Annotated in this window: 17 protein-coding genes and 1 rRNA gene; 7 read left to right on the top strand and 11 right to left on the bottom strand. The window is 37.0% G+C overall.

Going from position 1 to position 26,167, the window contains the following annotated elements; all coding sequences use genetic code 11:
* Positions 1 to 572: 572 nt before the first annotated feature.
* From VIO64_RS03100 to trpE, 6 genes are all read right to left on the bottom strand, one after another.
* A complete protein-coding gene (locus tag VIO64_RS03100) occupies positions 573 to 2,276 on the bottom strand; it encodes a putative bifunctional diguanylate cyclase/phosphodiesterase (protein WP_331915045.1) in 1,704 nt (567 codons plus the stop codon).
* Between the two features lie 325 nt (positions 2,277 to 2,601).
* On the bottom strand, positions 2,602 to 3,273 hold the full coding sequence (locus VIO64_RS03095) for a phosphoribosylanthranilate isomerase (RefSeq protein ID WP_331915043.1): 672 nt from the start codon (positions 3,271 to 3,273) through the stop codon (positions 2,602 to 2,604).
* Positions 3,274 to 3,277: 4 nt separating this feature from the next.
* A complete protein-coding gene (gene trpC, locus VIO64_RS03090; RefSeq protein ID WP_331915041.1) occupies positions 3,278 to 4,057 on the bottom strand; it encodes an indole-3-glycerol phosphate synthase TrpC in 780 nt (259 codons plus the stop codon).
* 16 nt (positions 4,058 to 4,073) lie between these two features.
* On the bottom strand, positions 4,074 to 5,090 hold the full coding sequence (gene trpD, locus VIO64_RS03085) for an anthranilate phosphoribosyltransferase (protein ID WP_331915039.1): 1,017 nt from the start codon (positions 5,088 to 5,090) through the stop codon (positions 4,074 to 4,076).
* A gap of 61 nt (positions 5,091 to 5,151) precedes the next feature.
* Positions 5,152 to 5,730 (bottom strand): aminodeoxychorismate/anthranilate synthase component II, encoded by a 579-nt coding sequence (locus tag VIO64_RS03080; protein ID WP_331915037.1) that lies wholly within the window; start codon positions 5,728 to 5,730, stop codon positions 5,152 to 5,154.
* The gene (gene trpE / locus VIO64_RS03075; RefSeq protein ID WP_331915035.1) at positions 5,727 to 7,211 is read right to left on the bottom strand and encodes an anthranilate synthase component I; all 1,485 of its coding nucleotides are present in this window, start codon (positions 7,209 to 7,211) and stop codon (positions 5,727 to 5,729) included. Before trpE ends, VIO64_RS03080 begins: the two co-directional genes overlap by 4 nt.
* A 507-nt stretch (positions 7,212 to 7,718) precedes the next feature.
* On the opposite strand from trpE, the gene VIO64_RS03070 reads away from it, so the two are divergent.
* A complete protein-coding gene (locus VIO64_RS03070) occupies positions 7,719 to 8,504 on the top strand; it encodes a hypothetical protein (protein WP_331915033.1) in 786 nt (261 codons plus the stop codon).
* Positions 8,505 to 8,653: 149 nt separating this feature from the next.
* On the opposite strand, the gene VIO64_RS03065 is transcribed toward VIO64_RS03070, so the two are convergent.
* Positions 8,654 to 8,776: a hypothetical protein gene (locus tag VIO64_RS03065; protein WP_331915031.1), complete on the bottom strand. Its 123-nt coding sequence runs from the start codon at positions 8,774 to 8,776 to the stop codon at positions 8,654 to 8,656.
* Positions 8,777 to 9,087: 311 nt separating this feature from the next.
* Between VIO64_RS03065 and VIO64_RS03060 the strand changes: the two genes are divergently transcribed.
* Genes VIO64_RS03060 through VIO64_RS03050 form a run of 3 tightly spaced genes read left to right on the top strand, consistent with a single transcriptional unit; the run spans position 9,088 to position 12,512 of the window.
* Positions 9,088 to 9,297 (top strand): hypothetical protein, encoded by a 210-nt coding sequence (locus VIO64_RS03060; RefSeq protein WP_331915029.1) that lies wholly within the window; start codon positions 9,088 to 9,090, stop codon positions 9,295 to 9,297.
* 8 nt (positions 9,298 to 9,305) lie between these two features.
* Entirely contained in the window at positions 9,306 to 10,070 is a 765-nt protein-coding gene (locus tag VIO64_RS03055; protein WP_331915027.1) for a protein kinase family protein, read from the top strand.
* Between the two features lie 27 nt (positions 10,071 to 10,097).
* Positions 10,098 to 12,512, top strand: a complete 2,415-nt coding sequence (locus VIO64_RS03050) for a polyprenyl synthetase family protein (RefSeq protein ID WP_331915025.1) — start codon at positions 10,098 to 10,100, stop codon at positions 12,510 to 12,512.
* A gap of 24 nt (positions 12,513 to 12,536) precedes the next feature.
* Here the strand turns inward: VIO64_RS03050 and VIO64_RS03045 are convergent, their stop codons facing one another.
* Entirely contained in the window at positions 12,537 to 13,097 is a 561-nt protein-coding gene (locus VIO64_RS03045; protein ID WP_331915023.1) for a LysM peptidoglycan-binding domain-containing protein, read from the bottom strand.
* 330 nt (positions 13,098 to 13,427) lie between these two features.
* Here VIO64_RS03045 and VIO64_RS03040 point away from each other — a divergent pair, with 330 nt between their 5' ends.
* The 3 genes from VIO64_RS03040 (at position 13,428) to VIO64_RS03030 (ending at position 15,655) form a co-directional block, all read left to right on the top strand.
* Positions 13,428 to 14,393, top strand: coding sequence for a Gfo/Idh/MocA family oxidoreductase (locus VIO64_RS03040; protein WP_331915021.1), 966 nt, complete (start codon positions 13,428 to 13,430; stop codon positions 14,391 to 14,393).
* A gap of 26 nt (positions 14,394 to 14,419) precedes the next feature.
* A complete protein-coding gene (locus tag VIO64_RS03035) occupies positions 14,420 to 14,704 on the top strand; it encodes a hypothetical protein (RefSeq protein WP_331915019.1) in 285 nt (94 codons plus the stop codon).
* 105 nt (positions 14,705 to 14,809) lie between these two features.
* A complete protein-coding gene (locus VIO64_RS03030; RefSeq protein ID WP_331915017.1) occupies positions 14,810 to 15,655 on the top strand; it encodes a hypothetical protein in 846 nt (281 codons plus the stop codon).
* 66 nt (positions 15,656 to 15,721) lie between these two features.
* Here VIO64_RS03030 and VIO64_RS03025 read toward each other — a convergent pair whose 3' ends face one another.
* The 3 genes from VIO64_RS03025 to rrf form a co-directional block, all read right to left on the bottom strand.
* Entirely contained in the window at positions 15,722 to 18,268 is a 2,547-nt protein-coding gene (locus VIO64_RS03025) for an RICIN domain-containing protein (RefSeq protein ID WP_331915015.1), read from the bottom strand.
* Positions 18,269 to 18,519: 251 nt separating this feature from the next.
* A complete protein-coding gene (locus VIO64_RS03020) occupies positions 18,520 to 24,909 on the bottom strand; it encodes a CARDB domain-containing protein (RefSeq protein WP_331915013.1) in 6,390 nt (2,129 codons plus the stop codon).
* 1,159 nt (positions 24,910 to 26,068) lie between these two features.
* Positions 26,069 to 26,167: ribosomal RNA gene (gene rrf, locus VIO64_RS03015) — 5S ribosomal RNA — on the bottom strand; the annotation flags it as partial.

The raw sequence follows: 26,167 nt of genomic DNA, 5'->3' as shown, positions 1-26,167 counted from the left end.
ACGCCGCCAGCGTTCGTCCTGAGCCAGGATCAAACTCTCAAATTAATATTTGAAAATTTAATTAGCTCTTAAATTACTTACTAGCTTTTTATAAAGTTCGCAAGTTACTCAAATTTGATTTAGCTTATAAAAGCTTCATCTAAGAGATGATCAAATGTAAGTTTAGTTTTATAAAGTGAGCGTAATAGCCAAAAAGGGGATATTACAAGCGTACTTATATAAAACTTTACAGTTGATTATCTTAAAATTAACGAGTTTCTTTCGTCTTTTTACACTGTTTACTTTTCAAAGTCCATTGCTGCGTTCGAAGCAGCTTATACATACTATCACAATCTTTTTTTGCTGTCAACACTTTTTTATTTTTATTTGTTTAGTACTGGTTTACTATTATCAGTTCGCAGCGACAGCTTATTTAATATAACACCATACAAAGTTTATCACAACACCTTAATATACTGTTATATCCTTGCTAACGTAATTTATACTTACTAATCTGCCTATTCCATGCTTATAGTCCTTTAAAATAAGTATTTCTTAGTATTCATTTTAAATTTATTATAATTATGTTTACATCATACTTTATATATTGAAGAAACGGTCAACATCTTCTCAATCTCTTCGACTGGCAGCGGCTTACTGAAATAATACCCTTGTGCTTTATCACATTTATGCTCCTTAATAAACTCCAACTGTTTTTTTGTTTCAATTCCCTCAGCAACTACTGATAACTTCATTTTGTGAGCAAGTGCTATAATTGATTCAGCAATAGCTTCTTCCTTTGAGTCTTCTGTAATCTCATTTATAAATGACTTATCAATTTTTATAGTATCTATAGGAAGCCTTTTTAAATAATTCAGTGAAGAATAGCCTGTCCCAAAGTCATCAAGAGATATTTTAACCCCTATTTCCTTTAAGTCTTTTAATATGTCCAATGTAACATTCAGATCTTCCATAACAATACTCTCTGTTATTTCAATCTCAAGGAAGTCTGCTTCAAGGCCTGTTTCCATTATAACTTCCCTTAATAAACTGGTAATGTTAGCGTGTTGAAATTGCTTACTGGTCAAATTAATCGAAATTGTAATAGGAGTATAGTTGGAATCTATCCACTTTTTTAACTGTTTACATGCGGTACGCATAACAAATTCGTCTATTTCAATGATAAGGCCCGATTCTTCTGCTGCTGGAATAAACTCTGAGGGCTGCAGGATTCCTTCTGTGGGATGATTCCACCTTACAAGTGCTTCTACACCCCTAACCTGCATTGTCTCAATATCTATCTGAGGTTGATAATATACAACAAACTCTTCATTTTTTATAGCTTTTCTAAGTCTATTTTCCATATCCAATTTTTCAGATACCCTGTCATTCATGTCCTGACTAAAGAATAAGAAGCCATTTTTCCCTTTCTCTTTTACCTGATACATTGCTGTATCGGCATTCTTATATAATGTTTGCACATCTGTGCCGTCATAAGGATATCTAACAATACCCATACTGGCAGTAATGCTAAACTCCTTGCCGCTTAGGCTGCACTGCCTGGAAAAAATATTTATTATTTTACCGGCCGTTGATTCTATTTTTTCTTTATCAAACTTGTCTGTAAGCAGTATAAGGAACTCATCTCCCCCCAACCGTGCCAATATATCACCTTTACCAATGCATTTTTTTAATTTTATAGCAATAGTTTTTAAAAGTTGGTCCCCATAATCGTGGCCCAAAATGTCATTTATCATTTTAAAATTGTCTAAATCCAGAAACAGAAGGGAAAATGTGGTTTTTTCATTGGATTCCTTCAATATATTATCAATTTTCTCAAGCATAAATGCCTTGTTTGGTAAGCCTGTAAGAAAATCATAATATGCATACTTTTTTATTTGTTTCATGCTTTCCTTCAGCTTCTTTTGTGATTCTGCCAATTTCTTGTAGCTTCTTTCATTTGAAACTTCAGTTCTATATATAATCTTTGAAATCCTTTTGATCATATAATAAAGCATGGCAGCAGTAAAGAATACATAGAACCATCCTTTATATGTCTGCAGATGACTTAGTTCCAACTTATCATTAGCTATATATGTGCTGATAATATCATCAGAAAAAAATACCCACATAAAACCAAAAATCAAATACACTAATGATATTTTTAATGGAACATATTTTAAATCCCGATAGTTTTCATATTTAAAAAAGAGGGAAAGAATTCTTGTCCTTCTGTTTTTTTCATACCCCGATCCCTTGTTTTCCTTGAAGTCCGTGCCATGCTTATTCCTTGCCATATCACCCTCCACATTTTTTTACTTTTAATGCAATACGTCACTATATATTTTTGTAGCTTAGTCAATGCATTAATGCAAATCTGGTAACTGACAGATTGAAATGTGAATTCATCTTTATCATTCTTTGATTGTCTTTAGAATAGGAGTACCAATAAGACACGACAGCATTTATTTATGTATAATTTTGAACAATGCACATGATTTACAAAGAAGACATGATTTAATTCTACCATAAAAGGACAAATTAATCCAGTAATAATGTAATTTTTCCATTACTTTGCCTTCTAAAATTAATTTCAGATATATCCCATCGCCAACAATATCCCTATTCATAACTTCTAGCCATACTTATGAAGTCACCTATCTTCTTCTCATCCTTAAATCCGTCTGTTTCTACACCGCTGCTGACATCAAGTACCATTGGATTTACCATGTTCCTCGCACTTATTAGATTAGCAGAACTTAGCCCTCCGGCAAGTATTATATTTCCATACTTTTTTGCATTTACTGCAAGTCTCCAATCAAATATCTTTCCAACTCCACCATAGCTTCCTTCAACGAAGGTATCCAATACAAAACCATCTGCCTTATACTTTTCCATCTCCAATAAAGTTATCTCATCCCTGACCCTGAAAGCTTTCCAAATCTGAATCCTTTTGCGTTCTGCAACCAGTGGATTTGGTGATTCAGTCGGATAAAGCTTCAGAAGCTTATCGTTCAGCTCTTCAAAAAAAACTGGCCTTTCATCTCCATGAATTTGCAAAACATCAAGTTCACATATTTTTATAGCCTCAATAATATTATCGCAGCTTTCATTTACAAAAACACCGACTTTTTTGATAGAAGGCTCTAGACTTTTTGCCAAATGGGCCGCCTCACTGAAGCTTACCCTTCTTTTGCTGGGTGCAAATACAAAGCCAATATACTCCGGAAGATATTTATTTACATACATAACATCTTCCTTTCTTCTTATTCCGCAGATCTTAACCTTTGACATTTTATCACACCCTTATTTCATCGATTTTTTCCTTTATTGAAGGTGCTCGCATGAAAGTTTCTCCAATAAGCACCGCGTCAATCCCAAGCTCCTTCAGATATATCATATCTTCACGACTTTTTATTCCGCTTTCACTAACTACCGCTTTGTCATGGGGAATGCAGTTCATAAGCTTTTCGGTTGTTTTTAGATCAACATCAAATGTTTTTAGATTTCTATTATTGATACCTATTATTTTTGCTCCAGCGTCAATGGCACGAAGTGTTTCTTCCTTATCATGCACTTCAACTATGCACTGCATTCCGAGAATACCAGCTATTGCCTGAAATTTTCTTAGTTCATCATCGTTAAGTATCGATACTATTAAAAGTATGGCATCTGCACCAATATACCTGGCCTGGTATATCTGCCATAAATCTATTATAAAATCCTTTCTTAAAATTGGAAGTGGGATTGACTGCCTTATTCTAACAAGGTATTCATCCGAGCCTTGAAAGAAGTTCTTCTCAGTTAGTACTGACAAAGCTTGAACATCTGATGCATGATATTCCTTTGCAATTTCCAAGGGATTAAAGGCCTCTTTAATAATCCCCTTGGAGGGAGAAGCCTTCTTAACCTCGGAAATAATAGAAACCCTGCCTTCTCTTTTTATTGCCTTAAAAAAATCTATGGGCTTATGAAGCCCCGGTCTGGATAGTCTCTGTTTCCAACCATCGATACCAATCTGCTTCATTTCCTCACTTAACTGCATTCTTTTTGCGTCAACAATTTTTTCCAAAATCATACCTTAGCCGTTCCTTTCACACTAGTTTAGAAGTATATGCTATCAATTGCTGAAGTTTATCGTTTGCACTTCCTGAATCAATTATTTGACTTGCCAATTTGATACCTTCCCCAATACTTCGCACTTTTTTTCCTACATACAGAGCAGCTGCCGAGTTCAAGAGGACAATATCCCTTTTAGGTCCTTTTTCTCCGTTAAAGATTGAGAGTATTATTTCGCTGTTAGCCTTTGCATCTCCACCCATTAGCTCATCCTTCGAGCATTTCTTTAATCCGAAATCCTCCGGGTCTATCTCATAGCTTATAACACTGCCAGCCTTTACCTCAGATACCATTGTTGAATCGGTAATTGTTATTTCATCCATACCATCCATTCCATGAACCACCATTGCTCTCTCGGTGCCAAGCTTTAAAAGCACCCTGGCAAGGGTCTCAGTCAGCTTGTTGTCAAACACACCCATGACCTGCCCCTTAGCACCTGCAGGATTTGTAAGGGGGCCCAGCACATTGAATATAGTTCTTATTCCAAGCTCTTTTCTAGGCCCTGCAGCGTACTTCATTGACTTGTGAAATGCAGGTGCAAACATAAAACATATTCCTATATCCTCTATACACTTTTTAGCCTGCTCCGAAGTTATGTTTATGTTTACTCCAAGGGCTTCAAGTACATCAGCACATCCTGTCATACTTGAAACCGACCTGTTTCCGTGCTTTGCAACAGGTACTCCGCCTGCTGATGCTACCAACGCAGATGCAGTAGATATATTAAAGGAGTTTGAGCCGTCTCCTCCTGTGCCGCAGGTATCTATAAAATAATCAAGATCCGGGAAAAATCTTTCTGCTTTATCCCTCATCACTCTGGCACAGCCGGTGATTTCTTCTACAGTTTCTCCCTTTACACGCAGTGCTGTTATAAAGCTTCCTATCTGAGCAGGAGTAGCGTTACCTTCCATAATGGAATTCATAGTGTCTATTACCTCAGCTTCAGTTAAGTCAACCGGTAAAATCAACTTCTTTATAGCCTCTTGTATCATCTAAACCACCCTCTTTTTATTTTAACCCCAATTGTTATTGTTTTATATTAATTGCTTATTATTAATTATTTGTTTTTATAGAAAGAAAATTTTTTATTATGTCCTTCCCGTGAGGTGTCAATATAGACTCCGGATGGAACTGTATTCCATAGATGGGGTATTCCTTATGCATTATCCCCATGATTTCCCCATTCTCCGTTTTTGCCGTTATTTTAAGTTCCTGTGGAAGCGAGGAATTCTCAACTATCAAGGAATGGTATCTTCCTGCCATTATCTTATCCGGCATTCCCTTGAACAAGTCGCTTTCATTGTCTATATCAATCTTTGATGCCTTTCCATGCATAAGCTCTCCAGCGTGTATAACCTTTCCTCCATAGGCCTCTCCAATAGACTGATGTCCGAGACAAACCCCAAGCAAAGGTATTTCCCTCCCAATACTTTTTATTAGTTCGACAGATATGCCTGCATCCTTTGGGAATCCTGGACCTGGTGAAATTATAATATGACTTGGTTTCTTTTCTCTTACCTCGTCAATGGTTATTTTGTCGTTTCTGTATACCTCAATGTCAGGATTCATTTCTCCAATGTATTGATATAGGTTATACGTAAATGAATCATAGTTATCTATAATTATTATCATCTTATACCACCTACTTCCTCCAACGCTTTTAACAATGCTTTAGCCTTATTAATTGTCTCTTCATACTCCACCTCAGGAACCGAATCTGCAACAATTCCTGCACCAGCCTGAATATAGGCCTTGTTATCCTTTATGACCATGGTCCTTATTGTGATACAGCTGTCTAGATTTCCGTTAAAACTCAAATACCCGATTGCACCTGCATAAGGTCCTCTTTTTACATTTTCCAGTTCATCAATTATTTCCATAGCCCTTACCTTTGGTGCCCCAGATACGGTACCTGCTGGAAGAACGGACATAAGTGCGTCAAATGGAGTTTTATCCTCACGCAGCTCGCCAATAACATTTGTTACGATGTGCATAACATGGGAATATCTTTCAACATGCATAAGATTATTTACTTTTACGGTCCCATACTTGGATACTTTGCCGATATCGTTTCTTCCAAGGTCAACCAGCATGGTATGTTCTGCACATTCCTTTTTATCCGCCAAAAGATCTTTTTCTAAAGCCTCATCCTCTTCTTTTGTAAGCCCTCTTTTCCTTGTACCGGCTATAGGGCATGTTTCAGCTGTTCCACCCTCAACCCTTACAAGCATTTCCGGAGACGACCCGATAAGCCTGTAGTCCTTGAACTTAAGGTAGTACATATACGGCGAAGGGTTTATAACCCTCAAAACCCTATATATATCAAGAGGTTCATGCTCTGTCTCAACGCACAGCCTTTGTGAAAGAACCACTTGGAATATATCTCCGTCCTTAATATATTGCTTTGCTCTTAGGACATTTTCGCAAAATTTTTCCTTTGAAATGTTACTTATAAAATTCAATACATTTTTATCAGTATTTTGTACGGGTCTAATATTCTCATTAATCTTCCATCTGGTAGTTAAAATCTCTTTGTAAATAGCTTTTATTCTCTCTGTAGTACTGTTGTATGCTCTTTCAATGTTGCCATTAACATGCATATTTACGATGATATGAATCTTTTGCTTCAAATGATCAAAAACTATAACCTCGTCTGTGAACATAAAATGACTTTCCGGAAGCTTCAGATCATCCTCCGGTACATTTGGAAGATTTTCATAATATCTTATAAGGTCATAACCGAAGAATCCTACTGCACCACCATTAAATCTCGGCAGCTTTGGAATTTCCGCTCCACGGTATTTCTCCATCATTATTTTAATTGTCTCTATAGGATTACCCTCTTTAACAGTCTCATTTCCATTCCTGTCTTTAATATAGTTTTTGCCATTGCCGCTCCTTACTAATAAAAACGGGTTTCTACCGATGAAGGAGTATCTTGCCCACTTTTCCCCACCCTCGACGCTTTCAAGTAAAAAGCAATATTCACTGTCTTCAAATCTTTTAAATAAACTGATTGGTGTTTCCATATCTGCATAAACTTCCAACGTTACAGGTATAATATTGTACTCCTTGGATAATTTTACAGTGTCAGATAGTTCTGGATAGAACATTAAAATACCTCCTCCCGGTTTTGGAAAATGACAAGAGAATTTAAGGTATGTACAAAATCACTTGGGATTTTGCAGCATCAAAAAAGCCAGTCAAGAATGACTGGCAGAATAATCAAAATATTTACATGCCTATCTATTCTCGTCTCATCTATTCTTATCTAATCTCTTCTCATCTATTCCATACTAATTTTCAACTAATACCCTTAACACTAAATAAAGGTATAATTATCATAACATAAATTATGCAAAATTGCAAATAAAAAATATCGTCTATTATAATCTATTTTTTTACTTCTTATGGTCATTACACACCACTAGTACCACTTTTAACCACACAACCTTAACCATTCTATAATTTTATTACTTTTTTGGTATTTCAATTCCATTTTTATCATTTATGTGATAAAATTATGTAAATTGTAACATGTGCCAATTATCTTATATTATTTTATACTTAGGGGAAACAATGTTAATATAAAATTTTACGCTTATAGGGAGGTTTTATTAATGAAAAACAAAAGAAGCAGTTATTTAGTAAAAGCTTTATCAATTGTATTATGCCTCACTTTCTTGTTTATGACATCATCCACTATAGCATTTGCGGGTAAGAACGATCCGGCAGCACCAAAAAAAGTTGAAGTGGACTCTATGCAGACATTTTTGTTAGATTCAATTGCAAGTAAAAATAATACAGAAATTGCAAATTATATATCAGCTGTTACTAAGAAAAACCTTACAGCAACAACTGAGAGTATAGCAAAGGCTATAAAGGGCAATTGGAATTCAAAAAATGGCCAAGCTGAAATCAAATCCATATTGGTTAAGTATCTTCTCTTCACTACAAAAGCTAAGCTCGGTTTCACAGCGATAATAAGAGAAGGAATCAGCGATGTGGTAATACCAAAGGATTTCTCAAGCAAAATAAAAGCTAAAATAAATGCTGATATTACAGGAAACAGCAAGGATGACCGCGGCTTAAAATTCATGGTTAAGTCACTTCAAATTGTACAGAAGCTTGTTACTTCATTAAGTGAAGAAAAAGTAGTGACACTTAAGTTAAATAATTTACTTGTTCCTAAGTTCGAATTTAACCGTTTAGAAAATTATCCATTCGTAACTTCTAGCGTTACAGAAGTTTTCCAAACAATGAATACATTACCATTCGATGGTGATTTTGATTCCTTTACTACATATTATGAAAAGTTCTTAAATTCTTGTAATGTTTATGATGCTATTTCATTCCTTTATCTGTTAAAGGACAACAACATTCAATATCAACTTGCTTTAGAATAAGAATTAACTCATTTCCCCAGTATAATTAGCATTGTTTAGTCATGCATAGATATTCGGCACTTTTACAAAACTGCTACAGGAAATTATGGTACATGCAATACTTCAGTACCATAATTTCCTGGATTTTTATAATTTAAGCAAGTAAAACATTATTTCGATCTTATTGGATAGTTCTTTTGAAATGCCTTTGATACTCGCTTTGTTTCTTCCAATTCCTGTGTTTTTTCCTTCATTGGGTCTGAATTTATGCCTTTTGTTTTATTCTTTCCCATAATAAGTCCTGCCTTTCTAATGCTATAAATTAAGTATTCCATATTAATATCAATTTAATTTTAGTTTTACCTTAGCAATGAAAATTATTTGTTTTTATTCTAGCTCTTTTGCCCAATTAATGAGAAAAATCACTAACAATCACCTCAAATCATATGAATAATCATAAGAAAGACTAAGTATTATAAATTGATTAAATTTATAAATTTTGTTACAATCATTTTGACATAATTAAAAATGCTAATAATCTTACATTTATGGCTTTTAATAAATACTATAAATACGGTATAAGATATATGCTGGGAGGATTTATATGAGCTTTTTTTCAAAATCGCGAAGTAGGGGACATTATCCTAAACACAATCACGGAAGCGGTTACTATAAAAGATCAAATGGCTCGGGAAGTATACTCGACAAGCTTTTAAAGGCACTGCAGAGTTCTAGAAGTCATTCTTCATCTTTCTCTGACCATCATGGAGGAAACTATCATAACCGTCATCGCAGAAAAAGCTCATGGTCCTAGATTTCCTGATGTCTAGGAAATTATCAAGGTTTAAAAGCTTCTTTGAGACTTTGTTCGGACGTGAGAAGAAGTATGAGCCCACAGAGCAGGTTGGAGAGTATACTATTGAGGAAATACTTGGAGAAGGCCGGTTCGGCTTTTGCTACCGGGTTTCTCGTAATGGTTCGCTTTTTGTTCTCAAACAACTTAAAAAAAGAATGCTGAAAAAATCCGGTACAAAGGTGAGGTATGAGGAGGATATATTAAAAAGTCTTCTGCATAAAGGTATACCCCGATTTATTGAAAGAATTGAGCTTGACGACTTCTATGGTTATGTTCTTGAATACAAGGAAGGCAAGACTTTTGAGCACATAATTTATCTAGACCAACATAAGTTTACAAGGAAAGAGATATTCAATATTGGTATACAGCTTTTGGATATTTTGAAATATCTTCACTCAGCAGGGATTATTCATAGGGATATCCGTGTGCCAAATACACTTTATGATGGTCATAATGTAAACCTTATAGATTTCGGCCTCGCCCGCCTTATTAATAATGAGAAATACATGAAAGACATGGATTTTGCTTTTTTGGGTGATTTTCTTCTTCACCTTTATTACTCTTCTTTTGAATACACAGGTAGAAAAAAGCTTCCATGGTATGAAGAACTAGCCCTAATGGATAAGGAGCTCATGTTTTTAAAAAGGCTTATGGGCGTTGGAGAAAGGTATAGTAATATCCATCAGGTAGAGGATGATTTTTACAATGCCTTTGAGGACATAACCATATGAATTTATAAATTATGAAAGGAAACTTGAATGTCAGAAAATCATTCACACGAGTTATCACATAAGGATAATTCTGCTTTTATAAATGCCGATGAATGCTATAATTCATCTGTTCAGAAGGCTGGCGATTATTTTAAATCCCTTTATGACCAGGTTGTCCGTAAGAGCTATATACCCATTTTGACAAAGGATTTTCACTCCTGGAAACACAATCATATGGCTCATTTAAAGCTGCCCGCTTTTTTAAGTAAGCACCTGCGACCTGATCCTAGCGATTACCGCCGTTACATCCAATGGTTAAATTATACCGGAAGACTTGACGCATACCTTGACCGGAGCATATCCTACATTTTCATGCGGGATCTGGGTAAAGCCCTTGATTCACCTGATACCAAAAAGCGTATAAGACATGTTGTAGAAAAGCTTACATATCAACTAACACGTTCAACTTCGTCAGATAATAAAAGCCAAAATGAGATACTCGATATGGCCTGGTTGTACCGCAAGGCACAAAAAGAGCATATTGAATCCACCATGATTTGGTTAATAGATAAACTTAAGACCGTATCCTCACATATTCCTGAAGGAATGGATGCGGAGCAGGCTGAGCGTAAGCTTATTAAAATCATAGCCGGCGTTCTCATGCATGAATTTGAGGAGATTAATGAAAATACGCCTATAGAAGTACGAGCATATAAACTTGATTCTGCAATTCGCCTTGGTTATTCATACGGCCTTACATATCCCTTCATTGATGACATCCTTGATGCAAATGTGCTGTCGCCTGAAGAGAAAAGCCGATACTCCGATTTAATTCGTACATCTCTTCTAAATGGCTTAGTGCCGGAACTAGGTGAATGGACCGGAAATAATAGTGAGCTTATAAGATATATCCATTCGGAGCTGCGGGAGGCCTTTATGTGCATTAAGGAGCATCAGAAGCCGCAGTATCTGAAATCGTTTTTTGAGCAGGCTTATGTCTTCTTTTATTCTCAAGAAACAGACCGCAATAAGGAGTTATCAAATGCAACCTATACGAATGAAGACCTTTATATACCTATTATTTTGAAATCCTCCTCCTCCAGACTTATTGCCCGATCAGTTTCAGGTGCAGATGAAGATAAGGGATTCGATTTAAGGACATTCTATTATGGTATTTACAACCAATTGGCAGATGACTTTGCAGATATGTTTGATGACATGGATGCAGGGGCAGTAACTCCCTATACTTATTGGATGAAATACCACAGTCAGCGGCCGGACCTAATAAATCCATTCGAATTGTACTGGTCTGTTATATCCAACCTTATACATAACGTATATAATTCAGATCCTAATGCCACTGAGATAATTTTGGACCGTGCTGTTAATGGACTAAAGCGCTGCAAGGCACGATTAGGGGTCCAAAAATACAATGAGCTCATGAACCTACTAACATCGGATATTACTGAATTTAATAAAACAGTGCAAAAGATTGTAAAAAAGGCAGATGATGTTGATTTTTTCGACAAGCTCCTGCGGGATCATATGCTGACAGGTATTAGAAATGAAAAAGAGCAGCGTAATATCTTTGAAGATACCATGAAAGATATCCGCAGCAAGATAAACAAGACTCTTTGCATAAAAAATACAGCACAAGATCCCAGTCTCGACCAGACTATTGTAGATGCTGCAAACTACAGCCTTGAGGCTGATGGCAAGCGTGTCAGGCCGCTCATTGCATGGATTTTGGCAAAGGATGCTTATGGACTAAATCCGGAAGCACTGGTTCCTCTATTCAGATCTCTTGAATATATGCATACTGCATCCCTTATTTTTGATGACTTGCCATCCCAGGACAATGCAGATGTCCGGCGGGGCCGCCAGACACTTCATAAGCGTTATGATTTTGCCACAGCCGAATTGACAGGGCTGTATCTGACACAAAAATCTGTCCAGGAGCAGTCATATTTAAACAAATTTTCTCCTGAAGCAGTCTTAAAACTTATTAGTTATTCATCCGGAGCAGCACAGGACATGTGTAAAGGGCAGCTGATGGACCTCCAGTCAAAAGGAAAGGAACTTACCCTTGAGCAATTGGAAACAATCTGTTTTTATAAAACCGGTATAGCATTTGAGGCCTCTCTGGTTATGCCTGCTATTCTTGCAGAGGCTAAGGATTCAGATATTGAGGCTTTGAAAAAGTTTGCCCGTTTCTGCGGCATTACCTTCCAGATAAAAGATGACCTTCTTGACGCTGAAGGAGATCCCAGCATATTGGGAAAACCAACGGGTAAGGATACGGAAAACAAAAATTCCACATTTGTAACTGTACTTGGCCTTGATGAGGCACGAAAACAAATGTGGAACCATTATTGCAATGCTGTTGAAGCATTGAATGTATTGCCTTATAACATCACCTTTCTCAGGCAATTGTTGTACTATGTCATAAACAGGGATCATTAGTTATTTGCTATTTTTTGATGATGACTATCGGCAGCTTCCACCACTGATGACTCCTTCTAGTATTACCGGTCCGGTTGCACCGGTAATAGAATTGGAAGTTCCGATTGCTACTCGTGAATTTGGAACTATTGAAGCAGCAGTAGGAAGCTCCACTCTTGTTGACCATGTTGGCGGATCCTGCGGTGTAGGGAACATCTCATTACCAAAACCACCAATATCGGGAATAAAAATATCCCCGGTATACATATTGTAATTACCGAAAAATCCAGGCCGAGGCAATGTGGCCATAAAACTTACTCCCTGCCCTCCTCTAGGAGCAAAGCCTATATAAGCAACTCCTCCTGTACCAAAGGGTACACGACCCTGGGGCTGTAAGGAAATACAGCAGGGATAAGGTATCATACCCGGCACACATAGAACATCCCCCGGGAATAATATGTTGGGGTTTGGAATATGGGGGTTATTTGCTGCAAGTGCCTCTATTCTTAGCCTGAACATTTGTGCAATAGTGTAAAAGGTATCCCCCGGAAGAACTGTGTAGCGGCCTAGAAATGCGGGTGGACAATTTTGGGGAACTCTTGGCATAAATACTACCTCCATAGAAGAGTCTATGATACAGTATATTATTCCAAATATGATTTGGTATACCTATTTTCCCCAGATACCCCCAGATACTGCTTCCAGTACATCAAAGTTTGCCTTGTTACGTAATATATACCATAATAAATACATTAGAATAGTTAAATTTCTCATTTACTACTTATCGGGAATAAGTATTATTCACATTGTTATTTCCAGCTATGAATATTATAATAAGATAAATTGGATACAATCTGGTTTTGCCCTGTTAAAACTTTTAAATAATGCTGCAAAGGCTTGCAGTAAGTTTACAGAGTATCGAGAGGAGAACTTAATATGACAACCGAAAAAATAAAGTGGGGAATTCTTGGTTATGCAAGAATCGCAAAAAATCATGTTATACCTGCAATACTAAAATCAAATAACTCAATACTATATGGAATTGCAACTAGAGATCCCGAAAAATTGAAGGAATGCCAGAAAGCTTACAATGATATTAAAGCATACGACAATTACCAATGCCTTTTAGATGATCCTGATATTCAGGCGGTCTATATACCTCTTCCCAATGGGCTACATAAGGAATGGGTAATTAAGGCTGCCCGCAAGGGAAAGCACATCTTATGTGAAAAACCTATTTCTATAAGCTCCTCAGAGTGCATTGAAATGATTGAAGAATGTAGAAAAAACAATGTAAAGCTTATGGAAGCTTTCATGTATAGATACACCATCAGGACCAAAAAAGTTTTGGAATTGATAGAAAGTAATATAATAGGCCAAATAAAGCATATATATTCTACATTCAGCTTTCTGTTAAACAGAGAAGACGATTATCGATGGGATATATCCCAGGGCGGGGGTGCTTTATTTGATATCGGCTGTTATCCACTTAATTTTATAGGGATGATTTTAAAAACCGCTCCTATATCAATGACAGCAGATTATGTTCTTAAAAACGGTGTTGATTCAAGATTCAGTGCAATTTTAAAATACCCAAATGATATTGTAGCTGATATAAGCTGCGGTTTTGACGGATACTATAACCAACTATCCCAAATAACAGGTACTCTCGGTAATATTCTTATTCCTGATACTTTTTCCGACTATGAGGGTAAAATAATAGTAAGAAAGGATCAATATTCAGAGGAAATATCGGTGGATGAATGTGAAAGGTACCTTCTGGAAGTTGAAGATTTTGCAGACTCCATTATATGCGATAGAGACCCTCTAATCTGTATGGATGAGACTTTAAGGAATATTAAAATAATTGAGGAACTGCTTAAAATAACATACAGGCAGTAACCATTATGAATGGCAGGTGATAACCGATGGTACCATTTAGTTTGTTGTTATATATAATAATAGTTGGTGTGGTCTTTTCTGGAATCGCAGTTCTTATTTCCAGATTGGCAAAAAACATGGGGTTACTCAAATATATACCTGGTGCTATCTTGCTTATATTGACAGGATTTTTCATAGTTAAAGCCAGGTGGTTCTCAGAAGGTATGGAAGGCTTAGGTTATATAATATTTGCTATTATAGCTGGTGGCGGATGTATCATATCACTTATGGTTCCTGCAGCATTAGACCTATATAAAAAGTTTCATAAATAATATCAAAAAAGAAGAAGCTCTTTTCCCTATTTAATATTTAATTAATTTACTTACAGTAAATACCGATAAATTATTTATATTAAATTCTTGGAGAGGAGCTTTATTATGTTTAAAACCTACGATTTCTCTGTAGACTTAAGCAATATTGATAGAAATGCCTATATAAATGAAGCTGCCAGACTAACTGATGATCTTACACCCCATCAGGGTGAAACAGTTCGAGCTTTTACACAAGACAAAGCTTCTTTTGGAGAGACTCCTGAAGTTTATAAAATAACAGTTAAGGACTTTATTGAGAAAAAGAGAAACATCCCCCACATTTTCAGCCAATTGTCGGAGGATTATGACTTTTACTGGATCCGATTTCCTGTAAATTTTATAAAAAAGAGTGTATGGGCATTTAATAAATTGGAAGTAATAATTGATCTCCTTGCTGATCCCGAGAATCCCCAGAGATATCCCAAAGCTTTTCAAGTATTACCTGACAAAAAGTTTTTATATCCTCTTCAATCAAGCAGTTCCATAGCTGTAAATATTGATGACAATTTTCAGTTTTCAGCCGATCCCAGAGTTGAAACTCATGATTTATTTACACTTGCCCAGGTATCTGCAAAATCGGAGTCAAATACAGGCATGGTGCTTGGTCCCCTTAAATATTCTTTGAAAAGGGCACGAGTGGATCATTCAGATATAGGCAACCAGTGGATATTCTGGATGTTGGATGGAATAGAGTTTGTGCAGGATTCTTCGCCAGACTTGGTAATAATAACTCAAATTGCAAAAAACACAGAAAAATTAAATATACGGGCACAACTTCAGGCATACTGTGACTTTTCTCTATTGCATGAAGACATACAAACAGTAGTCGGCAGCTTACCTGATGACATTAAAAGATTTTTTATAAAGGGTTGTCCTGCTTCAGATATAAAAGAATACCGTTTAACCCTGTAATAACTTAGGGAGCAAATCCGCATTTGGATTTGCTCCCTAATATTGCTTTAATGATATAGCCATATATTATTTTTGATAAACACGCACATAATCAACATAATACTTTAGCGGGAATGCAGTTTGGGAAGGATCTCCCCCGTTATTTCCTCCAATAGCCAGGTTTATAAGCATATAATGCGGCTGGCGGAAAGGGTTGTATGTTCCGTTAGTTGCACTGTTAACACTAAATGTATTTAGAAGTTCATTATCAACATAAAGCTTTATGTTATCTGCGTCCCATTCCATAACCCAGGTATGGAATTCATTAGACCAACTAGAGCTATAATTGGAAATAGCCTTTGTAAAGGAATCCCATACAATTGATCCTTGAGGATTTTGATATGCAACATTGGCCAAAATCTTTCCCTTATAAAACTCCATAATGTCTATTTCACCGCATTTAGGCCAGCCATTACTTGTTCCTAATGTCCACCATGCGGGCCAGCTGCCTTGAGGTGTGGGAATTTTGGCACGCAGTTCAAAGCGACCGTATTGCCAGGTTCTTTTGCCGCTTGTGTTTATACTTGCGGAAGTGTATTTATATCCGCTGTAATCCTCTCTTCTCGCTTCAATAACAAGATTCCCGTCCTCTAATCTTGCATTTTCTGTCCTGTTGGTATAGTATTGTACCTCGTTATTTCGTTTGTAACCGATTTCATAGCCCCAATCCGATGTGTCAATGGAGGTACCGTTAAACTCGTCACTCCAAACCAGCCTCCAGCCGGGAATGCTAGAAGGTACAGAAGTCGGAATAGGAGTGTTAGATGCAGGTAAGTTTGTAATTACTGTATTAAACTTCTCTGCGAGCTTTATAACATCAGCCATATTTATAGCACCGTCTGAATTGACATCATAAGCATCCTTATATTTGCCGTCTCCTTTAACGGAATTAAAGGCCAAAGCCAATAAGATTACATCAGACATGTTTATTGCACCGTCGGAATTTAAATCCAAAGACTTAACAGTTGAATTTTGTGTTGGTGTTGATGGTACTTTTGTTGGTGTTGATGATATCTTTGTCGGTGTTGGTGTTTGCACTGCAGGGTCATCAACAGGAACCAATTTCCAATGCTGATTCTTCCCTCCTGCATCCCCCCATTGCTGTACCAGAGCACCGTCATCAAGAGACTGCTTTGTAACATCAAGCAGCTTTCCGCTGTTGCGGTTAATAATTTTATAATAGCCGTTACCAGTATCCGTGAGGCTCCACTGCTGATTGTTTCCTCCGGTACTGTTCCATTGAATAACAGCTCCTCCGTCATCTTTAGACTCATCGCTTACATCCAGCGTCTTCCCGCTTTTTACATTAACTATTCTTTTGTATCCGCTTGCCACATCTATAAAGTGCCACTTCTGGCTTTCTGCTCCATTATCACTTTGTTGTATTGCCCTGGCTCCGTTGTCCATAGATGCACCAGTAATATCCAGCACCTTACCGCTGTTCTCGTTTACCACCTTATAGCATTGTACATTTCCTAAGTCTTCTTTTATTGTACCTGCAGCTGCATCAATCTTTATCGAATTATAAAAAGGCAATTCAAGTACTGTATCCGATTTGAACACCAATGGAAGCCAGACATACTGAGAATCGTTAACTTTTCCATTCCAGGCACCGGCCCATCTGTCTCCTGTATAAAGATATGTAGTTCCGTTAGGTCCTTGTACAGGAAGTATGTATGCCGGTTGGGAATTGTAAGTAGTGTTGTTGCCAATATTGATTAAATCGGACCATCCACTACTAAGGCTTTTTGAATAAGCATACTTAGCCTGATTAGGAGTCCAGCCTGTACAACCTGAAGTTATGAGATAATAATAATCATCCCTCTTGATGAGGCAGGGTGCTTCTCTCTGCTTTCCTACATAAAGCTTTGCCTTTAATGAAGCTATTTTTTTATAGTCAGCTGTAAGCTCATATAAAATCAAATCCATGTTCTCATTTGCTGCTGAAATAAAATACCCTTTTCCGTCAGTATCAACGAACACACTGCAATCTCTTGACATATAGCCCGGCTTGTCGTGATCTATTACTCCTGAATTAGCAAGGGGTCTGAAGCTTCCTTGATATGTATAATTACCGTCAGGCGTACTGCAGTATGCAACAGCTGCTCTCGCCTCTCCATAGTGAACCCCGTTTTCCCAATGCATCCACATGACAAATTCTTTTGTTGAGGCATTGTACATGACCTTTGGCCTTTCAACGTTACACTTATTTAGTTCAGCAGCAGAACTGGGCTTTAATACCTCACCGCGATACTCCCAATTCATTAGGTCAGTTGAACGATAACATCGAACCCCTAAAAAATAGTTTGAAGAATCACGGTATTCACCATACCAATAATAATAGTCACCATACTTTAGAAGGCTTCCGCCATGTGCATGAATTACATTTCCCGAAGTATCCTTAAACTGAGTACCGTTAGTCAGACTTGTTACCGCTGCATTTGCTGCCGAGTTAATTGAAATGCAAGTAAGTAAGGAAATCAGCAGCATAACTAAAATGTACTTACATTTTTTTAACATAAAGCTCCTCCTGCTTTCCTCAACAAAATCATTGCTTAACTTTACTTCTATCATCTTTCTCCCCCTTTTGATATATTTAAATTTTCTGATGGTTTGTATAATATTTCACATTGTATTTATTTTAAATATATCACTTTCTCGGAATATTTTACATGTATTTATTTGACTACATGATTAATAATAAAACCACATAAATTATGATGATTTTTCCCCGTATAGATATTGGGCTTTATGAAAGTAGATTTTTACGCCAAAAACGGCAAGCTAAAATTTGCTCGCCGTTTTTAGCAATGAATCAATTAAAATTAATAAGAAGAACTAGTTGTGTTAAATTTCTTAATGGCTATAAATATATCCACCATATTAATGGCACCATCCCTGTTAAAGTCCAGATCAACTACATATCCCTCACCTGTTGATTCGGTATTAAATGCCTTGGCTAATTGCATCAGATCCACTATATTGATTGTGCCATTCTGTACACCATTTATTGCTACGTCACCTGCCCATAAAACTATGGGAGTATCCTTGGATGAAACTACTACATTACCTGTTCCGGTTACATTAACATTCCTTTTAAGATAGCCTGGCTTGCTTATTTCAAGTGTGTATTCCTTCATATCTTCCGGTATATCAGATATTATAAAGTGTCCATTAGCATCTGTCTTTGTGAATATGTCAGTTCCGGCTAATTTAACTGTAAATCCTGACTTTATCTGTGCTTCAACATCAGGTAAATATTCAAAATCCACAGAAACATAACCTGATATTTTTGTTTTATCACTATTTAGAACAATTAATTTGCTGTTGTCACTTGTATACAGCTCTTCTTCATCTGCTGTAACAGTAAAGTACAATATCTCTGTGTCTTTTCCTGCACATATTTGATTTTTATCAAAATGATATTCATACTTCACTATATCATTAAAATCATCTATAACCTTTGTATCTATGACTTCACCATCCGTACTTCCTTTTGTCACCTTTAACACCGCTCCTGAAGGTACATGGCTCAAGTTTGAAATATTGGCTGCAACATGTTCAATATTTCCTTCGCTGTACCTTTCAATTTGTAATGTTATGTCGGTATATCCTATAGTAAATTGTTTAGTGTTATCGCTTAAATTATATTCCTCATCATCTGAAGCAGTAACCTTGATACTGTACGTTTTCTTGGTTATAGTATCGGGCAAATCCATGAGTGCGGTTACATTTTTAGTCTCACCCGGCTTTATACTTACCTTCACAGATGATGAATTGACGACTTCTCCGTTTTCCATAATGTCAACAACCACTTCTTCAACGCCAATTTCACCATTATTGGTTACATCTGCATCAATTGCAAACTGTGTTCCAGGAATGACTTTACTGTGATCAAAGCTAATGCTGTCAACTGACAGATTGTATGATGGAGTTAATTTTATAACGCAAAGATCAGCCTGTTCACTTCCATCAGTTAACTGTGTCAATTTATTGAAAGCTATTTTTAAGTTGCCATCGCTGTCAAAAACACCATCGGGAGTAAGAATTTCTTTTCCAATACTGGATACTTTTACAGCCTCGCTCCATTCACTTCTTTCTGAATCGTAGATTGCAGAATATATTTCGGTAGAGCCATTTGCAGAGCTCGGCCAGATTATTGCCAATTCATCCTTATTACCTGCAAGAACTTTAAATTCATCCTTCAAGCCTGTTTTTGGCCCCTTGAAAACATTATCTGGCGTGGTGCCAAGACTATTTATATACGATATATTCCCTTCATTATACCAATACAAAGCAGATTTTCCATTAAAGACCGAAAAGGCAGGTGCCGAATCCAAAGTGTTGTTATTTGTAAGTCGTATACTTGTGCTGCCAGGTCTTACTGTATAGATTTCCCTGTCATTTACAGTTTCAAGCACATTGTCTTCATCTAAAACATAGGCAACTGTAAATGAATCTTCAATAAAACCTGCACTTATAGACGGAACAGCATTTAAACCTTCACAAAGCACCTCGGGACTGGACCATTTATCATCTTCCAATTCGCAATAGTATATTGAGTTTTTTCCATTAACACCGAATATATCACTTTCATTATTGCTTGTCCATGTGATATAAGCCTTATTTCCGTATGCCGCTATTTTAGGTAATGTATCAAGCAAATCGTTTTTAGTCAGTTGAACAGCTGTCCCAAAGGTGTTGGTTTGCACATCAAATTTGCTTACAGCAATTTCACCGGAACTTGCAACCTGCTCCAGTGTAACATCGTCAGCAAACTTCTTGTTGCTGTTCTGCCAAACAACATAGATATTACTTCCATCAGCTGCCAATTGAGGATAAAAGTCTGCCGTACCGTCATCAGCTACTGCCATCGGTTCACTCCATGAATTAGTTTCTTTATTGTATATGGAATATACCAGCATTGTTCTGTTTGAAGATGTTCTGTCCTTATTATCTGAAACCCAAACCAGAATCTGCCCATCACCATAATTTACTAATTGTGGTTGTGCGTTAGGATATATGTTGGTTCCCAATACTTTAACCTCTTTATTTGTAAAATCAGGAGCCGCTGCAATCCCCATTGGATACTGTGTTTGCCCATTTCCGTTCCATACTGAAGGCCTGCTTATGTAATCTCTTTGCATTAAAGAATACTCATTTATATTGTACATATCAAATTTGTCAAACTCAGGCGGCAGTGCCATATAATTGTTTGTAGGGTGCGATTCATATATGTTCCATGTGCCTTTTGCTATTGATTTTTTAGCTTCGAAAAATAATGCTTTAACTTTTAAGTTCAAGCCTCCTGTTAATGTTATCTTCAAATAATCATCAGCATCACGGATCAGGAATTCAAGCTCTGCTTCGCCGGTACCACCTACCGTCAAAACATTAGCTATTCCTATCCCCCCTCCTATTTCAAATCTAGGCGTTATTTTCAGCTCCGATTTCAGCTTTATCTTACCAAGCCCTGGTGAATATCTCTCTATATCACAAATAGATTCAAGCTTGATTCCCCCGCCGATTTCAAAATAAACCGGAACAGGTCCTATCATGTATTGTGTTTCACTGGTGTAATTTGCTTCCACCATCATAGTTAATGAGCCCTTAGTAACTGTAGGCACTCCGTTAACCATTACCCCTTCGATATAGCCATATACCTCCAAGCCCGGCTCCCATTCCTTTGTAACACTAAACTTACCTCTTTTAGCTCCAAATGCCGACATTACGTTTTTTAATCTCTTAACAGAATCAATGCTTCCTCTTGCGTCTTCTAAAGTCTTTTTAAATTCTCTCCAGTTTTCGCCAACACTCTTTTCACTTTCTACACCCACGGCAATCTTAAATTCTTCTTTACCAAATTCAAGCGTAGCAGGTATAAAATCCAAACTGAATTCTAATTCAGTACCGCCTATAACCGGCAAATCTTCAGGAATTTTAATGCCCGTAGTATTTCCTATGCTTAGCGGTTTTGTTTCCACCTCAGCGTCCATGTCAACTGTAACACTACAGGTTGCTGTCTTTCCTTGATAAGCTGCAGTTATCAGAGTTGTTCCTTTAGTCATTAAACCGCTTTTGATATACCCTTCATTATCTACATAAGCAATTTTACTGTTTCCTGATGTAAATGATACACTAGATGTCACATCATAAGCACCATTATCGTAAACAGCCATAACTCTCGCTTTTGAACCACGCTTATTGAATTCAGTTATAGTTTCACTACCTGGGATTATAGTTAAGCTACGCAATTTGGGAGCATAAGGAGATATCACATTTACATTGCATACAGCTCTATAACCTTCATAGCTTGCAGTTATCGTTGCACTCCCAGCTTTTTTTCCACTAATAATGCGGCCGTTTGAAACCGTTGCAACACTGTCATTGCTGCTTGAAATCACAGTTTTATTTGTCAGGTCCACATTACCACATGATGAGCATGTCGCACTTACCCTAATAGTACTGCCCTCTGTATCGAATCCATTTATTGTTTCGATTGAAGGTGTCATTTTGAAAGTTGAACTTATTATTTTATGATGTGCTGGAATATTTTGTGTTGAAATCACACCATTACACCTTAAACATCTTCCTTCTTTTTTTCCATCCTGTGTACATGTAGGCTCTTTAACAACAGTGTATGACCCGTTAAATACATGTTGTCCTCCGTTTGCCGGGATATCAACCGTTGATACAACCGCTTTACATACAGTACATCTTCCCTCTTTGATTCCTTTCTCAGTACATGTAGGTTCTTTGGTAACAACGTATGAACCATTGAATGTATGTCCTGTTTCTCCAAGAGGCGGAATACTTACTGTTGAAAGCACCTCACTACATTTAGTACATCTTCCGACTTTAGTACCCTCGTCAGTACATGTTGGCTCTTTTTCTACAGAATATGAGCCGTTGAAACTGTGTCCTGTAGGAGGTATGGATTGTGAAGTTTTTTCAGAACATCTTGAGCATGTCCCTATTTTTCCTCCGGGATTTGTACAGGTCTCTTTCTGCACTACTGTCCATGAGCCATAATCATGTTCCAATTTTGGGATTGAAACTGTCGAAACAACTGCATTACACCTTGTACATCTGCCTTCCTTTGTGCCTAATGCAGTACATGTAGGTTCTTTTGTAGTTGTATATGATCCGTTGAATACATGTCCTGTATCTCCAAGTGCTGGTATACTGACTGTTGAAAGCACCTCATTACATTTGGTACATCTTCCGACTTTCGTACCCTCGTCAGTACATGTTGGCTCTTTTTCCACAGAGTATGAACCGTTGAAATTGTGCCCTGTTGCAGGTATGGATTGTGATGTTTTTTCTGAACATCTCGAACATGATCCTATCTTCCCTCCGGGATTTGTACAGGTTTCCTTCTGAACTACCGTCCATGAACTAAAATCATGATCCAATTTTGGGATTGAAACTGTCGAAACAACTGCATTACACCTTGTACATCTGCCTTCCTTTGTGCCTACTGCAGTACATGTAGGTTCTTTTGTAGTTGTATATGATCCGTTGAATACATGTCCTGTATCTCCAAGTGATGGTATACTGACTGTTGATACCACCACATTACACCTTGTACATCTTCCAACTTTTGTACCCTCATCGGTGCATGTCGGCTCTTTTTCCACAGAATATGAACCGTTGAAATTGTGCCCTGTAGCAGGTATGGATTGTGATGTTTTTTCAGAACATCTCGAACATGTTCCTATTTTCCCTCCAGCAGTGGTACAGGTTTCCTTTTGCACTACCGTCCACGAACTATAATCATGACCCAATTCTGGGATTGAAACTGTCGAAACTACCGCATTGCACCTTGTACATCTGCCTTCCTTCTTCCCAGGTTCAGTACATGTAGGTCCTTTTGTTGTTGTATATGATCCGCTAAATGAGTGTGAACCATTTCCAAGTGATGGGATACTGACTGTTGAAACTACTGCATTACATTTGGTACATCTTCCAACTTTTGTACCATCATCAGTGCATGTCGGCTCTTTTTCCACAGCATATGAACCGTTGAATGTGTGTCCTGTGGCTGGTATGGATTGTGATGTTTTTCCAGAACATCTGGAACATGTTCCTATTTTCCCTCCGGCAGTGGTACAGGTTTCCTTTTGCACTACCGTCCATGAACTATAATCATGACCCAATTCTGGGATTGAAACAGTAGAAACTACCGCACTGCACTTTGTACATCTGCCTTCCTTTGTGCCGGCCGTTGTACATGTAGGTTCTTTTGTCGTTGTATATGATCCGTTGAATGTGTGTCCAGTAGCTGCTATTGTTTCTGTCTCAGTATTCGCACACCTTGAGCATGTTCTCTTATTGCTTCCTGCAGTAGTACAAGTAGCAGCATTGGTTGTCCATGCTCCATATGAATGACCTAATGCAGCAATGGAAGCCGTTGAAACAACCGCACTGCATTTTGTACATCTGCCTTCCTTTGTGCCGGCCGTTGTACATGTAGGTTCTTTTGTCGTTGTATATGTTCCGTTGAATGTGTGTCCGGTAGCTGCTATTGCTTCTGTATCACTTATAGAACATCTTGAGCATGTTCTCTTCCTGCTTCCTGCAGTAGTACAAGTAGCAGCATTGGTTGTCCATGCTCCATATGAATGACCTAATGCATCAATGGAAACCGTTGAAACAACCGCACTGCACTTTGTACATCTGCCTTCCTTAGTGCCGGTCGTTGTACATGTAGGTTGCTTTGTCGTTGTATATGTTCCATTAAATGTGTGTCCCGTAGCTGCTATTGTTTCTGTATCACTTATAGAACATCTTGAGCATGTTCTCTTCCTGCTTCCTGCAGTAGTACAAGTAGCAGACTTGGTTGTTGTCCATGATCCATACGAATGCCCTAATGCAGCAATGGAAACTGTAGAAACAACTTCACCGCACTTTGTACATCTGCCCTCTTTTGTTCCAGCCGTTGTACATGTAGGTTGCTTTGTCGTTGTATATGATCCATTAAATGTATGTGCACATGCTGCAGCATAAAATATACTGCCAACATCACCATTTAGCTCAATGTCTTCATGATTATGTCCATCACAGTCCCCATTGCTATGTAATGAACAGTCTAAAGTTTCCTCTAAATTGTTTTGTTGAGCAAACACAGTGTTAGAAAAAATTGTTCCAGAATAGTTGACAAGCATCATTAAACATACTAATACAGTTGCAATAATACTCTTATTTTTATTCATTTTGACGTATTCCCCCTATAAATTTGAACTTTTCTAATTACAACACTTTTAAATTAAAATGATTTGAATATCAAAAAATAATGTTTTTCCTCAAGCTACATAATTTCTTTTATTAATAACCTCAGATATTTAACAGATATGTGTTTAATAGTAGATAACTCAATATGTTTCTACAACCCCTAATATAGACATACTAGGCTTTTATACAAAAAAGAATTTACTTGCTGTTATCCTTAGCACCTCCCTACGTGACCAGTTACCAAACCTGATCTCAATACTTTTTTCCTTAAACTCACTTGTCATATTTCTTTCTAAGTGCTTAACTTAATCAAATCCAGATATGATCAAAACATTTCCTGGTTTTGATATTAATAATAGTACTTGAAATTCAATATTGGTCCCGTTCAAATCAAAGGAGATCTCTCACGTTTCATTTTAACGTTCATTCCTCTTTCCAAATGAGTTGTATTTAAGTGTAAGTAATCTTACATTTGGCAAAACAAATAACGAATCGTTCAACGGAATTTACAACAGATAAATGTAAGTTTCATAATTTTAATGTATGTTTTTCAATAATTATTTTAAGTTTTAAAACATAGCAGAACATTTTCCTTAGTCCATATGTTGTGAAAAATGGTAATGCCACTTAAATTATATCAGATTGAAATAAAAAAAGGGATAAAAAAGAAATTTTTATGTAAACGGTATTTTTTATGATATTATTTTATAGAAGTTATTGAAATGAAAACCCTCAAAATTAAGTACGCAGAAATAATTACCACCAGACTACGCCAATACAGCAAGTACACTAAGGCTAAATCACTAAACATAGCATTCGAGGTGAAATTCAATATGAAAATACTTAGATTATGCAATAATGAAGATTTACAAAAAAACTTATTTGATTTTTTAGAATTTTAATCCATAAGATGAATAACAGCTTGTAGATACTCACAAGAAGGATGAAGTTGAGGATTTATTTCCAAGAAAGTTTAACGTGTATAATTATTGCAAAAAAACCATGGTGCAACTACTATACCGGTTTTTTAATGGAGATGCTGCAAATTATTCGTATTACAATTAATTTTTGTATCTTATAAATACCAAGCTCAATAAAGCAAACAGAGCCTTATGCTTTTGGCATAAGGCTCTGATATAAATCTGGCGACTACCTATTTTACCAAGACGCGACCGTCTAAGTATCGTCGGCACTAAGAAGCTTAACTGCCGTGTTCGGGATGGGAACGGGTGTGACCTT

This window comes from Pseudobacteroides sp., from assembly GCF_036567765.1.
Classification (GTDB): Bacteria; Bacillota; Clostridia; order Acetivibrionales; family DSM-2933; genus Pseudobacteroides.
The sequence above is the reverse complement of the archived record's forward strand: the minus strand, read 5'-3'. Positions and strand labels throughout refer to the sequence as shown.

What these genes read in the sequence shown, in the direction of transcription:
- VIO64_RS03070 (WP_331915033.1), top strand. Translation starts at nt 7,719, where the DNA reads ATGAAAAACAAAAGAAGCAGTTATTTAGTAAAAGCTTTATCAATTGTA.
- trpC (WP_331915041.1), bottom strand. Translation starts at nt 4,057, where the DNA reads ATGATTTTGGAAAAAATTGTTGACGCAAAAAGAATGCAGTTAAGTGAG.
- VIO64_RS03065 (WP_331915031.1), bottom strand. Translation starts at nt 8,776, where the DNA reads ATGGGAAAGAATAAAACAAAAGGCATAAATTCAGACCCAATGAAGGAA.
- VIO64_RS03020 (WP_331915013.1), bottom strand. Translation starts at nt 24,909, where the DNA reads ATGAATAAAAATAAGAGTATTATTGCAACTGTATTAGTATGTTTAATG.
- VIO64_RS03040 (WP_331915021.1), top strand. Translation starts at nt 13,428, where the DNA reads ATGACAACCGAAAAAATAAAGTGGGGAATTCTTGGTTATGCAAGAATC.
- trpD (WP_331915039.1), bottom strand. Translation starts at nt 5,090, where the DNA reads ATGATACAAGAGGCTATAAAGAAGTTGATTTTACCGGTTGACTTAACT.
- VIO64_RS03060 (WP_331915029.1), top strand. Translation starts at nt 9,088, where the DNA reads ATGAGCTTTTTTTCAAAATCGCGAAGTAGGGGACATTATCCTAAACAC.
- VIO64_RS03035 (WP_331915019.1), top strand. Translation starts at nt 14,420, where the DNA reads ATGGTACCATTTAGTTTGTTGTTATATATAATAATAGTTGGTGTGGTC.
- VIO64_RS03095 (WP_331915043.1), bottom strand. Translation starts at nt 3,273, where the DNA reads ATGTCAAAGGTTAAGATCTGCGGAATAAGAAGAAAGGAAGATGTTATG.
- trpE (WP_331915035.1), bottom strand. Translation starts at nt 7,211, where the DNA reads ATGTTCTATCCAGAACTATCTGACACTGTAAAATTATCCAAGGAGTAC.
- VIO64_RS03025 (WP_331915015.1), bottom strand. Translation starts at nt 18,268, where the DNA reads ATGATAGAAGTAAAGTTAAGCAATGATTTTGTTGAGGAAAGCAGGAGG.
- VIO64_RS03030 (WP_331915017.1), top strand. Translation starts at nt 14,810, where the DNA reads ATGTTTAAAACCTACGATTTCTCTGTAGACTTAAGCAATATTGATAGA.
- VIO64_RS03050 (WP_331915025.1), top strand. Translation starts at nt 10,098, where the DNA reads ATGTCAGAAAATCATTCACACGAGTTATCACATAAGGATAATTCTGCT.
- VIO64_RS03055 (WP_331915027.1), top strand. Translation starts at nt 9,306, where the DNA reads ATGTCTAGGAAATTATCAAGGTTTAAAAGCTTCTTTGAGACTTTGTTC.
- VIO64_RS03080 (WP_331915037.1), bottom strand. Translation starts at nt 5,730, where the DNA reads ATGATAATAATTATAGATAACTATGATTCATTTACGTATAACCTATAT.
- VIO64_RS03100 (WP_331915045.1), bottom strand. Translation starts at nt 2,276, where the DNA reads ATGGCAAGGAATAAGCATGGCACGGACTTCAAGGAAAACAAGGGATCG.
- VIO64_RS03045 (WP_331915023.1), bottom strand. Translation starts at nt 13,097, where the DNA reads ATGCCAAGAGTTCCCCAAAATTGTCCACCCGCATTTCTAGGCCGCTAC.